The organism is Synechococcus sp. RC10B2, assembly GCF_047502635.1.
Genome location: NZ_JANSHO010000093.1, coordinates 33,405 through 47,378 on the forward strand (window position 1 = coordinate 33,405; position 13,974 = coordinate 47,378).

At 65.7% G+C, this 13,974-nt stretch carries 9 protein-coding genes and 2 tRNA genes; 2 read left to right on the forward strand and 9 right to left on the reverse strand.

The window, feature by feature from the left end:
• Positions 1-4: 4 nt before the first annotated feature.
• The 4 genes from NW855_RS15055 to NW855_RS15070 form a co-directional block, all read right to left on the reverse strand.
• Positions 5-79 (reverse strand) — tRNA-Val (locus NW855_RS15055).
• Between the two features lie 7 nt (positions 80-86).
• Positions 87-172 (reverse strand) — tRNA-Leu (locus NW855_RS15060).
• Between the two features lie 55 nt (positions 173-227).
• Positions 228-1,505: a cystathionine gamma-synthase family protein gene (locus tag NW855_RS15065; RefSeq protein WP_414509034.1), complete on the reverse strand. Its 1,278-nt coding sequence runs from the start codon at positions 1,503-1,505 to the stop codon at positions 228-230.
• An 8-nt stretch (positions 1,506-1,513) separates the two neighbouring features.
• On the reverse strand, positions 1,514-3,355 hold the full coding sequence (locus NW855_RS15070; RefSeq protein WP_414509035.1) for a heavy metal translocating P-type ATPase: 1,842 nt from the start codon (positions 3,353-3,355) through the stop codon (positions 1,514-1,516).
• 165 nt (positions 3,356-3,520) lie between these two features.
• On the opposite strand from NW855_RS15070, the gene NW855_RS15075 reads away from it, so the two are divergent.
• A complete protein-coding gene (locus tag NW855_RS15075) occupies positions 3,521-4,327 on the forward strand; it encodes a DUF4058 family protein (RefSeq protein ID WP_414509036.1) in 807 nt (268 codons plus the stop codon).
• Positions 4,328-4,386: 59 nt separating this feature from the next.
• Complete coding sequence (locus tag NW855_RS15080; RefSeq protein WP_414509037.1) at positions 4,387-5,709, forward strand: amidohydrolase family protein; 1,323 nt, start codon at positions 4,387-4,389, stop codon at positions 5,707-5,709.
• Here the strand turns inward: NW855_RS15080 and NW855_RS15085 are convergent.
• From NW855_RS15085 to NW855_RS15105, 5 genes are all read right to left on the reverse strand, one after another.
• On the reverse strand, positions 5,688-6,614 hold the full coding sequence (locus NW855_RS15085) for an acetylxylan esterase (RefSeq protein WP_414509038.1): 927 nt from the start codon (positions 6,612-6,614) through the stop codon (positions 5,688-5,690). The two genes, NW855_RS15080 and NW855_RS15085, sit on opposite strands and share 22 nt — an antisense overlap.
• 6 nt (positions 6,615-6,620) lie before the next feature.
• Positions 6,621-6,863 carry an NIL domain-containing protein gene (locus NW855_RS15090; protein WP_414509039.1) on the reverse strand — a complete coding sequence of 81 codons (243 nt, stop codon included), beginning with the start codon at positions 6,861-6,863 and terminating at the stop codon, positions 6,621-6,623.
• Positions 6,860-7,225, reverse strand: coding sequence for a carboxymuconolactone decarboxylase family protein (locus NW855_RS15095; protein WP_414509040.1), 366 nt, complete (start codon positions 7,223-7,225; stop codon positions 6,860-6,862). Before NW855_RS15095 ends, NW855_RS15090 begins: the two co-directional genes overlap by 4 nt.
• A gap of 509 nt (positions 7,226-7,734) precedes the next feature.
• A complete protein-coding gene (locus NW855_RS15100) occupies positions 7,735-9,681 on the reverse strand; it encodes a DUF6785 family protein (RefSeq protein ID WP_414509041.1) in 1,947 nt (648 codons plus the stop codon).
• 178 nt (positions 9,682-9,859) lie between these two features.
• Positions 9,860-13,906 (reverse strand): hypothetical protein, encoded by a 4,047-nt coding sequence (locus tag NW855_RS15105; RefSeq protein ID WP_414509042.1) that lies wholly within the window; start codon positions 13,904-13,906, stop codon positions 9,860-9,862.
• Positions 13,907-13,974: the final 68 nt, after the last annotated feature.

The window sequence follows — 13,974 nt, forward strand, 5'->3', positions numbered from 1 at the left end:
TTTATGGTGGGCGGTGCTGGACTCGAACCAGCGACCTCTTCGGTGTGAACGAAGCGCTCTACCGCTGAGCTAACCGCCCACGCGCATGGTGCGCGGGGTGGGACTCGAACCCACACAGGCTATGCCCACATGGCCCTCAACCATGCGTGTCTACCAATTCCACCACCCGCGCGTGGCGAATGCAATTATACCCCAACTGCGCGGGCGCGTTGTCAAGGGGCGCAGGCTCAGACCCGCTCCAACGCCTGCTTGAGATCCAGCACCAAATCTTCGGGATGCTCTACCCCGACCGAGAGTCGTATCAGCGCGTCGGTAATGCCGAACGCCTGCTGCGTCTCGCGGGGCATATCAGCGTGCGTCATCGTCGCGGGGTGTTCCGCCAGCGACTCGGTGCTGCCCAGACTCACGGCGAGCTTGATGAGCTTGAGTGCGTTTAGGAATCGGAACGCCTCCGCCTCGCCGCCCACAATCTCGAACGAAATCATGCCGCCGGGCGCGAGGCACTGCTTGCGATAGAGCGCGAACTGCGGATGCCCTTCCGTGAGGTGCCCCAGATAGTAGACGCGCTGCACTTTGGGGTGGTCGGCGAGGAAGTCGGCGACATAGCGGGCGTTTTTCATCTGCGCGGTCATGCGCAACTTGAGCGTTTCGAGGCTGCGCATCAGCAGCCAGCCCGTCCACGGTCCCGCCATCGTGCCCAGAAAGGTGCGCAGCGCTTTGACGGGGGCGAGTTTGGCGCGGCTGCCCAGACACGCGCCCGCAATCACATCGCTGTGCCCGCCGATATATTTCGTCGCCGAATACAGCACTAAGTCCGCGCCGTGCTTGAGCGGATGCTGCCACAGCGGTCCCAGAAAGGTGTTGTCCACTGCCACGATTACCTCGCGCCCGTTGGGAGCGTACCGCTTCGCCAACTGGCTGCAGAACTCGATGTCGACGAGCGCGTTGGTGGGGTTGGCGGGCGTCTCGATGTAAATCATCGCGAGGCGGTCGCGCAGCGGGCAGTCCGCCAGGATTGCCTCTACCTGCTCGTTCGGCGCGCCTGCAGGGAATGGCACAGCGTGAATGCCGAATTCGCGCAGCACGCTTCGGAACAGGTGGTCGGTGCCCCCGTACAGCGGCTCGTTGTGGAAAATCATGTCGCCCGGGCGCACATACGCCAGCACAGCGGTCGCAATCGCCGCCATGCCGCTTTCGAACACCGCGCCGTCCTCCGCCTCGTCCCACAGGCACAGACGGTCTTCCAGAATCTCCAAGTCAGGGTTATTGATGCGGCTGTAAATCAGCCCCACCTGCTCGCCAGGCTTCGGCTCGCGCAAGCCGTATGCCAGTTCGAAAAACGCCTTGCCCTCCTCGGCGGTCTTGAACACGAAGGTGGAGGTTTGGAAGATGGGGCACTTGATTGCGCCTTCCGACCATTCGGGCTTGTAGCCGTAGCCCATCATCAGGCTTTCGGGGTGGAGCGGCGTTCCGTCGATATAGCCTTCGGGTTTGCGTTCCGTCATCGGCGACCTCACTGGTTGGAATTGTACCCGATGGGCGGCGTTTTGCCCGCGCGCCAGCCGTTGGCGATGACCAGCAGCGTGCTGCCCATATCGGCGACGATGGCAGCCCACAGCGTCGCGTTGCCCGTGAGCGCGAGCGCGACAAACACCGCCCGCACTGTCAGCACGAACGCGAGATTCTGCTGGATGATGCCCAGTGCGCGGCGCGCCGTCTCGATAAGCAACGGGACTCGGCGCAGGTCGTGCGTCATCAGCGCGACATCAGCAGTCTCCAGCGCGAGGTCGGCGCCCCGCTCGGCGAAGCTGACGCCCACATCGGCGCAGGCGAGCGCGGGCGCATCGTTGATGCCGTCGCCCGCCATCCCGACCGCCCCATACTGCGTGCGGAGCGCGTCGATGCACTGCGCCTTCTCGTGGGGCAACAGTTCGGCGTAGTGTTCGCATACGCCCGTGCGCTGCGCGACGGCGGTGGCGGTTGCCTGCGTGTCGCCTGTGAGCAGCGCGGTCTGCACCCCAAGCGCGTGCAACTGGGCAATCGCCTCCGCTGCGTCGGGACGCACCGTGTCGCTGAGCGCGAAGACCGCACGCGGCTGACGGTCAAACAGCACTACGGGCGTCAGCCCCTGCGACTCCAGCGACTCCAGCAGTTGCTCCAGCGCCTTGGAGCAGGCGTTATGCTGCTCCACGAAGCGGTGGTTGCCCATCCGATAGGTTGCGCCCCCAACGACGCCCGCAACGCCCAGCCCTGGCGACGCCTCGAACGATTCCAGGGGCTGCGCCTGGATGCCTTGCTGCTGGCAGTAGGCGCGAATGGCGCGTGCAATCGGGTGCTCCGAATAGCTCGCGAGGCTGTGCGCGATGCGCAAGTGTGTATGGAGCGGGGTTTGGTCGAGGCTTTGTGCGCTTGCCACGCGCAGGTCGCCGTAGGTGAGCGTGCCTGTTTTGTCGAAGGCGAAGGCGCGCAGGCGCGCCGCCTGCTCCAGCACCACCGCGCCCTTGACCACGACGCCCTGCCGCGCCAGCCCCGTCAGTGCGCACAGCAGCGTCACGGGGATGCTTATCACCAGCGCGCACGGGCAGCCCAGCACCAGCAGCACCAGCCCGCGATAGAGCCACTCGCCAAACGGCGCGCCCATCAGTAGCGGGGGCAGCAACGCCACGCCCGACGCCAGCGCGAGCATCAGCGGGGTATACACCTGCGCGAAGCGGTCAATCAGGCGATCTACCTGCGCCCGCCGTTCCTGGGCTTGCGCCACGACCCGCGCGATGTGCGCCGCCAGCGTGCCCTCTGCCGTCGTGCTTGCCTCCACCTCCAGCGAGCCGTGTAGGTTCAGCGACCCCGCATAGACCGTATCGCCGACCGCCTTCTCGACGGGCATGCTTTCGCCTGTAATCGGCGACTGGTCAACCGCCGACGCGCCTGCGCTGACGACCCCGTCGATGGGCACGCGCTCGCCAGGCTTGATGCGCACGCGCTGCCCGACGCGAATCTGCGCGACGGGAACCGTGCGCCACGCGCCGTCGGCGGTCTGCACCGTCGCTTCGGCGGGGGCGATCTGGAGCGCGGCGCGCAGGCTCTGTTCCGAGCGTTCGCTGGCGCGCTGTTCCAGCAGTTCCGCCAGCGCATACAGCGTCAGCACGACCGCTGCCTCGCCCCACTTGCCCAGCGCGAGCGCGCCCGCGCTTGCCAGCGTCATCAGCAGGTAGATGTTCGGGCGCAGGCGCACGAGCGCGTGCAGCCCCTGCCACAGCACCCCGCGCCCCGCTAGCAGTATCGCCGCGCCCGCCAGCGCGATTGGCAGTGCGCCCTCCAACCCCAGCCACTCGGCGATCTCCGCCCCAAGCGCCAACGCTAAGCCGACGCCTATCGTCCACGCCTGCCGACGCGCCGACTTGTATGCGCACGAACACGCCTGCCCCATACGGGGATTATACCACCGCACACAGCGGTATAATCAACTATGCGCCGAAAACGCGCCCGCCGACAGCGAGGTATAATCTCCACGGGTGAGAGCATGACCAACCCGTTTCCTGGCATGAACCCGTACCTCGAAGACCGTGCGCTGTGGAACGACTTCCACGCCAGCGTGGTTATCTACATCCGCAACGCGCTTCAGCCCCACCTGCGCCCGCGCTATGTGGCGCGTGTGGAAGAGCGCGTCTACTTAGAGTTCGCCGAGCGCGAGATTGTCCCTGATGTCGCCCTCTTTCGCCGTAGACGCCCCGACTCTGAGGGCGGGGGAGGAGTCGCTGTGCTGGAGCGCGAGTGCGACGCCCCAATCGTCCTCCAAGTGGAGGAGGTTCCCCACACGGAGACCTTCGTGCAAATCTTCGACCGCCAAGACAACATGCGCTTGGTGACGGTGATTGAAGTGCTGAGTCCCTCCAACAAAGAGGCGCATTCCGACGGGCGCGCGCTCTACCTGCGCAAGCAGCGCGAGATCCTGCGCAGCGAGGTGAACTTGGTGGAGATTGACCTGCTGCGCGGCGGGGAGCATACGCTGGCTGTGCCGCACAAGCTGCTGCAGGCGAACGCGCCCAACGGCTGGCACTACTTGGTGAGCGTGAACTGCTGGTTCGAGCGGGCGGTGTATTACCTGTACCCGCGCACGGTGCGCGAGCGGCTGCCTGTCATTCCCATCCCGCTGCTGCCCGACGACAAGCCTGCAAAGTTGGATGTGCAGGCGGTGGTGGAGCAGTGTTACGTGGACGGGGCGTATGCAGACACGATAGACTACCGCCGCGACCCGCCGCCGCCCGCGTTCAGCGAGGACGACGCGCGGTGGATAGACGCCTTGCTGCGCGAGAAGGGGCTGCGGTAGCGCGGAGTGCCCCCTCTACGCATGCAGGAATCCCGCTGAACCCGCCGAATCCCGCGCCTATGCACAGGCTGGTTGGATACGGCGTAGGGCTTCTGCTGGTGCTAAGCGTATGGGCGGACGGGGGCATCTCGCCGCTCGCCCCGCGGTATGAGGCGTCGCTGGAGCGACCGACGCGCACGCGCGGCGTCTACGCGATTCGAAATGTCACGGTTCACCCCATCACTACCCCGCCGATTGAGGGCGCGATGGTGCTGATCCGCGACGGCAAAATCGCCGCCGTCGGCAAGAACCTCACTATCCCGCGCGGCGCAGTCGTCTACGACGGCAAGGGCAACCACCTCTACCCCGGCTACATCGACGCGCTCACCACGCTGGGGCTAACCGAAATCGGCTCTATCGCCGCCACCATCGATACTACCGAGACGGGACCGTTCAACCCGAACGCCCGCGCCGAAATCGCGCTGAACCCCGACTCGGAACTGATTCCCGTCACGCGCGTGAACGGCACGACGACGGTGGTCGCCGCGCCCACGGGCGGAATCCTGTCGGGCATGGGCTGCGTGATGAACCTCGACGGCTGGACTTGGGAGGAGATGGTCATCAAGACGCCGATCGGGCTGATGATGAACTTCCCTGCGCCGTCGGCGACGCCGAACCAGAGCGCGGACGCCCGCCGCCGCGACTGGGAGAGCCGCATGCGCCCCATCGATGAGTTTTTCGACAACGCCCGCCGCTACCTGCGCGCCCACCAAGCCGCGGACGAGGACGGCATCCCCGCCCACGAGCGCGACCCGCGCTTCGACGCGATGATTCCCATTCTGGAGGGCAAGCTGCCGCTGTTTGTGCGCGTCAACAGCGCGTTGGGCATCCAAGCCGCCCTCCGCTGGGCAGAGGAGCAGAAGGTGCGCCTGGTGATTGTGGGCGGCTCAGAGGCGTGGCGAGTCGCCGACCTGCTGCGCGAAAAGCAGGTACCCGTGATTCTGGAAGGCGTCCACAATATGCCCAGCGCGGAATCGGAACCCTACGACGAGCCGTTCGTGCTGCCGAAACGCCTGCACGAGAAGGGCGTGCGCTTCTGCATCGCCAGCAACGACGCCAGCAACGCCCGCAACCTGCCGTATCATGTGGCGACCGCCGTCGCGCACGGGCTGCCCCGCGAGGAGGGGCTGAAAGCCATCACGCTCTACCCTGCGCAGATTCTGGGGCTGGCGCATCGGCTCGGCAGCATCGAAGTGGGCAAGGACGCGAACCTCGTGCTGGTGTCGGGCGACCCGCTGGACATCCGCAGCGCGGTGATTCAGGTCTGGATCGCAGGGCGTCCCATCGAGATGACCAGCAAGCACATCCGCCTGTACGAACGCTACCGCAAGCGTCCGAAGTGACGCCACGCCCACTCCTGCAAGTGCAGGCGCATCTCAGGATGCCAGTCGTGCCCGTGGTCTTCGTAGATGAGTAGTCGCTTCGGCTGGGGTAGCGCGTCGTACAGCGAAAAAACCACAGGCGCGCGGATGCCAGGGTCTTTCAGCGCGAGGCTCAGTTGCACAGGCACGCGCACATACGGCGCGTGGTTCACCGCATCGTAATACTGCAGCGTGTGTAGCAGCGCGTCGCGCGAGACGCCCGTCGCCTCCATGTAGTCCTGAAACTCCTTGATGGGGTAGCGCCACACGGTTCTGCCCAGCAGGTACTCCCAGTAGGTCAGCGCGGGCAACTCGGCGACGACGCATCGCGTGAGGGGGCACCACGCGCCTAACATCACCCCCAGCCCGCCGCCCTGACTCAGCCCCGCCGCGACCAGAAAGCGCGAGTCAACCTCCGCTTGCGCTGCTAGGATGCGCATCGCCAGCAGGCTGTCCTGCACCAAGCGGCGGTAGATGTAGGTCTGGGGCGACTCGATGCCGCGCGTGAAGTAGCCCAGTTCGGGGCTGTAGGGCACACTCGGCTCGACGGCGTAGCCGTGCAGGTTGATGGACAGCGTAATTAGCCCCTCGAAGGCGGTGTTTTCGTTGATGGGCACGGTGCCGACGCCGTAGCCGGGCAGGTACAGCACGGCAGGGGTGGGCAGAGATATGCCGCGCGGTATGGCGTACCAGCCCTCGCGCCCGCGCCTGTCGATGCCCACCCAGCGCAGGCGGTACACCGTGTGCGTCGGCAGGTCGTCGCCCGCCTGATGCACGCGCTCGAAGTGCAACGGCGCGGACTTCGCCTCCTGCGCCGCCGCCTGCCAGAACGCCTCGAAGTCGGCGGGCGGCTGCGGCGTCTTCAGCGGGACGGCTGCCGTCTCCATCGGGGCTTACTCGAACACCGACCGCTCCACAGGCTCAATATGCAGCCCTGTGGTGTGCAGCCACGCGGTGGCGCGCTGAATCTCCTCGATGGGTCCCTCCAGCGCGACGAACGCCCAGCCCGCGTCCTCGTTGATGTTCGCCTTCAGGATGTTCACCTTCAGGTCGAACTCGCGCCCCAGCCGCCACAGCCACGGAACCTTCACCTGCTCTGGGTTCGTGGTCGCTATCGTCATGTGTACGGTGGTCATTCGGTCTTCTCCTTCTCGGCAAAGAGTGCGTCCATCATCTCGTAGGCGTAGCGCAAGTGCGGAATCACGATAGAGCCGCCGACGATTAGCGCGATATTCATCGCCTCGTGCAGTTCCTCGCGGGTTGCGCCCTCCTGCACGCAGCGGTCTAAGTGATAGAAGATGCAGTCGTTGCAGCGCAGCACCATCGAGGCGACCAGCCCCATCATCTCTTTGTATTTCACGGGGATTGCGCCGTCGGTGTACGCGCTGGCGTCCAGCGCAAAGAACCGCTGGAACGGCTTGAACCCGCTGCCCAAAATCCGCTCGTTCATCTCCTGCCGATACAGGCGCGTCTCGGTTGGCTTGCGTTGCATCGGCATAGAGTGTACCTGACGGCGTTGAGTCGCGCCTGATTGGGAATCCGTTCGTCGTGCAGGCGTAGGGGGCGAGTTTCTCATGCGGTCATCACAGTTTCCAGCATAGTATCCAGAAGCTCCGCCTCGTCGCGAAACAATCCGATGGCTATCCATCTTACCCTCTGGCAGCGCGAGGACAAGAACGCGCGTCCCTGAAGGGAGATTGATCGGCTCCTCCAGCTCGATGTGCGTGCCCCGAACGGTTCCGATGTGCGTTATCAGCCTCACGATGTATCAGGATACCCTAATCGGGCTTCTACCAATCGCGGAGACACAGTTTACAAAAACAAGCGAGATTGAAGACCCCCTCCCTAAGGTTCCCCCTGCACGCAGGGGGAACCGAACCCACGCGCCCCACGCGGTTCCCCTCGCGAAGCGGGGGGAACCTAAAGGAGGGGGGCAATCTTAAACTCCGCCCACGCGGTTGGTATTATTCCGCAGGTATGCGAGTATATCCCAACCCCCTCTCCACCTCAAATATAAATCCGATAGGTCGGCACTTCGAACGCCAGCGTGATCAGCGACCAGATTGACCCCATCGTGAAGTCGCCCAGAATCAGCCCCAGCGCGAACTGTAGCCCGCGCCGATGCACATGCCAGCCCCCAAACCGCAACAAGCACACCTTCAGCAGCCACCCCAGCAGGAAGGGGAACCAGAAGTAGTCCACCGCGAAGCTGACGCCGAGCGCGTAGCCCGTCGGATGCAGCGGGAACGCAGGCAGGACGCTTCGCAGCCCCTTGAGCGACAGCACCACCAGCGCGCCGCCCGCCAAGTAGTACCAGCGGTCAGGGTGGCGCAACGGCTCCTCGGTCAGCCAGCTGTTGAGCCGACTGAACGACTCCTGCCCTAGCCAGAACTTGAAGCCCTGACACGCGCCTTCCGCCCCGTACCGATAGGTCACATGCAGGTTCGCCCAACACACCAGCACGAACGCCAGCGCGGACACTATTAGAATCAGCCCGCCCAGCCACAGCGGCGAGAGCGCGTACTGCTGCCCCATCCGCAACGCCTCCAACTGGTTCGGCATCGGGTGGCAGCGGTAGCCCCGATTGAACCAATAAAGCGACTGCAGCACGGTCAGGTTGCCCACGCCCAGCCCGCGCAGGGTGAACACATCGAACATGATGCGCTGCGGGTTCACGAAGTAAATCTCGTGCGGCGCGCCCAGCTCCGCCCGCACGCGCGTGATTGTGAGCGCAAGTAGGAAGTAGATGCCGAAAAAGAGCGCGGCGACCCAGAAGTCCATCCGCAGCAGCAGCGCATTATAGAGCGCAAGCACCACCACCCCACCGCCCAGCCCCAGCCAACTGAGCCGATAGAGCGTGCGTTCGGGGTGGTCGGGCGTCCACGCGGCGCGCCACGCTTCGCGAAAGGTCGCCCGCGCGCCCCACAGCAGCATCAGCCCCAGCATCAGCCACGCGCCCGCCGCCTGCTCGTTCAGAAACGGGAACCCGCGCCCCGCCGCCGCGTCCCAGCCCATCACCGCCCCAAGCACCTGAAACCCCTTGCGCGCCAGCATGAAAAACCACGCCGAAAACGCCAAGTCCGCAGGCATCAGATACGCCAGCCCCACCGCGAACGGGTACGCCGACATGTTGAACGGCGCCGCCGCGCTCCACGGGCGAGTGGTCAGAAACTGACCGATGTTGTATTGCTTAATCCACTCCACATGCGGCATAGACGGGAACAGCACATGCAGCCCGTTCAGCCCGCTGATCGAGAGCGCGACGGCAAACCCCGCCCACATCGCCCGCGAGAGCCAAAACGCGCCCGACGGCTCCGCCATCGCCAACGGGAGCTGAATCAGCGGGAACGCCAACTTCTCGCCCTGCGTCCACTGCTTCAGCACCAGATAGTTCAGGCATAGGCACATCAGCACGAGCGTCAGGATTAGTCCCGCCCAGAGCGCGAGCGGCTTCGCCCACAGCAGCAGCCAGTCCCAGCGGTACGGCGAGACGCCCCCGTTGTAGTAGGCGCGCACGGCGTCCTCGTCCCACACGAAGAGCGCGTGCGGCACATAGGCAAAAAACCGCTCGCGCCAGCCCGTTTCGGGCGTACCGTGCCGCTGCAGGTAGGCAATCGTGCCGAATAGGTTCTGCAGCATATCGTGCCCCGCGAACACCGCGCCCGTGACCATAATGATGTAGACCACCGTCAGCTCCGCGCCCGTGAAGAGCGTTGCCCCGCGATACAGCCGCAGCAGCCAGTTCAGCAGCGCGACCACAAACAGCGTGAAAATCGGCGTGATGAAAATCGGCAGGCTGGTGATGTCCAGCGTGTACCAGCGCACCTCGATGACGGTGATCCAGTAGATGTTGCACGCCATCAGCGCAAGTCCGAGCGCGAGGGCGCGGGGACGCACGCGAGCCGACCGCGCCTGCGTTTCGTGTGCCTGCTCCGCCTGCGGTCGTGTAATCATCTGTTTAGAGATACGACGCGAAAGGCGCAACTCCCGCCGCCTTTTGGAGTGCTGAAGCGTTAGCTTCAGCGTGGGCGGAAGCTTCGCTTCCGCACTCCATAATCAACCCCCTTTGGAGTGCTGAAGCGTCAGCTTCAGCGTGGGCGGAAGCTGCGCTTCCGCACTCCATAAGTAGAACCTACTCCGTCGCTGTTGGCTTGGCAGGCACGGAGAGTTTCTGTTCCACCGTCGTACTTTTGCCCGCGCCGTTGAAGACCTTGATGCGCACGGTATGCTCGCCCGCAGGCAGCGGCTTGGTGCGGATGCGGAACGGCTCGAACGCCGAGTCGAACATCCCGTCCAGCGGCTCCGCGCTGAACCACTCGCCGTCGCCGACTTGGTACTGCACGCCAACAATAGGTGCGCTTTGGCGCAGGACGCGACGGGCGCGTTCTGATGCCTGCTCGCCGCTATCCGCCGACCCTTCCTTGCGCTCCTCGAAGTATTGGAACGCGAAGCCCGTTAGCTCCACGACGCCGTCCTCGGCGACTTTGACATCCCGCTCGCGCACAGAGACCACAGGCGGCGTGTTGCACACCACAATCGGGACGGCGGGCGAGTAGACCGTCGCGTAATCAGTCGGCGAGGCGGGCTCGTCGGTCGCCATAATCCGCAGGAGGTACACTCCGTCGGGCACTTGCGTGGTGTCCCACTCGAAGCGGGTTTTGGCGTCGGGGCGTTCGGCGCGGCTGGGCGCATCGTCCGACTCAGGTTCGGGCGCGTCCGCATTGGGCATGCGCGCTTGTCCCACCTGCGCCATCTGTTGCTGAATCTGGGCGCGGAACTCTTCGGGCAGGTCGTCTAAGCCAAGCGCGTCGATGGAGGGCGGCGCGTTAGGGGCGGTTGGCATATCGGCTGTGGGGCTGCCGTTCGGCTTGGGCTGCCCGTTTTTGAGGGGCTGCCAGTCGCCTGTGCCGTCGCGTGCGATTTGCACCTCGTAGCGCAGGGTATCGCCGTCGGGGTCGCGCCCGCGCCAGCGCAGGGTATGCTTGCCGCTAATCGCCTTATAGGGCGTAAGCCCGATCAGTTGCACCTCTGGCGGGCGGTTCTGCGGCAGGTAGCTCACGCTGAAGCGGTGCAGCGTCGGCACGGCGTCCCCTGCGCCTTTCAGGTGCACGCGCACCTGCAGGTATTGCGCGGGCGGGCTAAGGATCGTGCTGCCTTCGGGGTTCTCGTAAGCGGTCGTCCACGCGCTCCAACTCGCGTCGGGTTCGGGCGTGTTGCCTGAACGGGTCTGCAGAGTCAGGCGTGCGCCGTTGGGCAGGCTCGCGCTCCAGCGCAGTGCGCCCCAGCGCGCGGGCGCGCCCGCATCCAGCACAGGTGAGAGGTAGACCCCCTCGGCGGTAGGCTCCAGCGCGTAGAGGCGCCCATCCGCCGACGCCAGATGCAGCCGCTCGCCGACTACACCTCCGCCGATGAGTTGTAGCCCTCGCTGGCGGAACATCAGCGCGGGCTGCGCCGTCCCCGAATCGGTCGGAATCAGGTACACCTCGTCGGGCGTCAGCGCGTACAGGCTGCCGTTGTGCATCACCAGCGCGCGCCACTCGCGTTTCAGGTCGCTGTGCAGTTGGGTTAGCCCGCCAGCAGGCGTCCAGCGGTAGAGTTGCCCCGACGGCGCGGTTGCGATATACAGGTTGCCCGTTGCGTCGGTCGCCAGCGCCGCCACGCTCGGCTCGGATAGCGTCGCGATGGGGCTTATCGCGCCTGCAGGGTCGATGCGGTAGACCATCCCGCGCTCGGATGTGCCCGCGTAGACCGCGCCGTCCGCGCCGACGGTCAGCGCGCTGAAGTGCGTCTCGTCGACGGTTAGCAGTTGTCGCAGCGTGTTGCCGTCCCATGCCAGCACTTGCGCGGGCAAGCCCGTCGCGAGATACAGCACGCCGTCGTGCCAGCGCATCGCGTTCACATAGCGGGGGTTGAGTTGCGCGATGGTCTCGTAGCCGCGCTGCCCGACGCGGCACAGCGTCCCTTCGGGCGACAGCCCCGCGTACAGGTCGCCGTTCTCGCTGCGTGCAAGCGCGGTCACGAACACGCCTGGCAGGGCGGGGTAGGTCTGCTCGGACGGCTCCGCGCCGACGCGCACGATGCGCCCGCCAACGCCCCCACCCAGCAGCAGTCCCGCCTCACCGTCGGGCGCAACGCTCCAGACGAAGTTCAGCGGTGCGCTCGGCAGTGCGCGCGGGGCGACCGACAGGCGTATCGCGCCGTCCATGTCCAGCGACGCGCCCTCAAATGTGCCCCGTCGGAGTTGGTCGAACCGTTCGGGCTGCCACTGGCGCGCTGCGCGGCTGACCGCGCGCGTGTCGGGGCGTGCGCCCGCCCCTGACGCAAGGTCGGGGAACGACGGCTCGCCCAGCGGGGGCGGGGGCGGGAGGTTGGCGACAATCGCGCTCGCCTCCGCCGACGGCAGCGACTCCGTCTCGTCCACCTCGGCGGAAGTCTCCTCGCCCTCCACAAAGGGCGGCGGGGCGAACCTACCGAACGGGCTGCGCCCCGTGTCGGCAGGCAGCACGGTAATCATGACGCTCTGTGCGCCCTCCAGCACATGGGGCGTGTCCACCACCTGCTTGATGCGGTCGGGCGTCTGCTGCGCTTTGGAGACGCGCTGGCTGACGAACACGCTACGCATCAATGGGGGCGGCTGCAGTAGCGGCGCGCCCCCAACGCTGATGGTCGGGAACGGCAGGTTCAGCGCGACGGTCATCTGGAAGTTGCGCTCGCGGCTGAGGAACTCGCGCAGTTGCGCTTCGGTGTCGCTGCTCCCACCGCCGCCGAACGCGCCTTCGCCCAGCAGCAGGGCAAGCAGCCCTGTCGCACCCGTCGGCGCGCCACCGCCCCCCGCGCTCACTTGTAGCATGTAGCGCCCAGGCATCATATCGGCGGGCAGGCGCAGGCTCGTGCGGTAGGTGTCGGTCGCGCCGTTGCGCGTGCGCACTTGTACCGTCGCCTCAATCCGCTCGCCGGGACGGTAGGTGAAGCGGTCTACCTGCAGGCTGTCGATGACCGCCGCGCCTTTACCGGGCTGTATCTCCACCTCTAACTCGATTCGCTCCAGTTCGACTTTTTGTTCGCGGGCGTTCATCAGCAGGTTCAGCGCGTAGTTCAGGTCGCTCAGCACGGCGAACGCCAGCGAGTCGCGCGTGGCGACGCGGTTCTCGTAGCGAATCTCGCCGAACGGGCGCGTCTGCAGTCGCCAGCGCACGGTCGCGCTCGCCTCGCCAAGATCGTAGTGAACGCGGTCTACAAACTCCAACACAGCGATTACGGTAATCCAGCCCGTGTGCATCGGGTGGTTGAACACCTCGCAGCGGTATTCGCGTTGCACAGCGCGGGCAGCGTTCGTGATACGGGCGGTCATCGGGATCATGCGCGCCCGCTGTCCCATGCGCCCCGCGATGGCGAACGCGCCGTCATAGTAAATCGCGCCCAGCGGCTGCGCACGGTTGCCCAACTTGAAGGAGACCGCATACGACGAGAAGACATCCACAATCTCGGCGGCGTGCATGGGCATCTCCACCGCGCCCGCGCCGAAAAACGGGTGCCCGAACGCCAGCACATAGTCGCCCTTGCGGTAGGTCAGCGTGCCAATCGCTGAAAGGTCGATGTCGCCCGTTGCCAGCGGCGTGGCGACCGCCGCGCCAGGTTCAAAGCGCACAGGCACTTGCTTGGCGGTGCTGCCGCTCGGCGCCATCAGCGGGGTGAACCCGTGGCGCTGCAGCATCGCCTCCAGATACTTCATCGTGCGGGGCGAGACGCCGCTGACCATAATCGGGGTCATCAGCGGGCGCGCCCACGCGACATTCGGCGTCGTGGGCTGCTCGTGCCCGATGTAGACCCCCGCGTAGCGCACACCCGCAATCCGCACGGGCTTGCGTATCATGTGCCCGCTGCGCAGGTCGGCGAGTTGCGACTCGGCGCGCGGGTGCAGGTTGGTCAGCATCGCCTCCAGCGGCGTCACCAGCGCGACAGGCTCTTTGGGGAACCTGAACCCATACGCCAGCGCGCCCAGAATCTTGCCCTCGATGAAGATGGGGCTGCCGCTCATGCCCGCAATCACCATCGCGCCGCGCTCGGTAATCGGTCCCCCGCGCATCATAATCATCACCAGCGGGTAGCCGTACAGGGCGTTATCCAGCACGCCGACCACTTCCACCTCGAAGCGTTCGATCTTCGTACCCTTGAACACGGTCAGTCCGTAGCCGCGCATGCCCGGCTTGAGTTGCGACACGGGGAACACATCGCGCAGCATGGGGC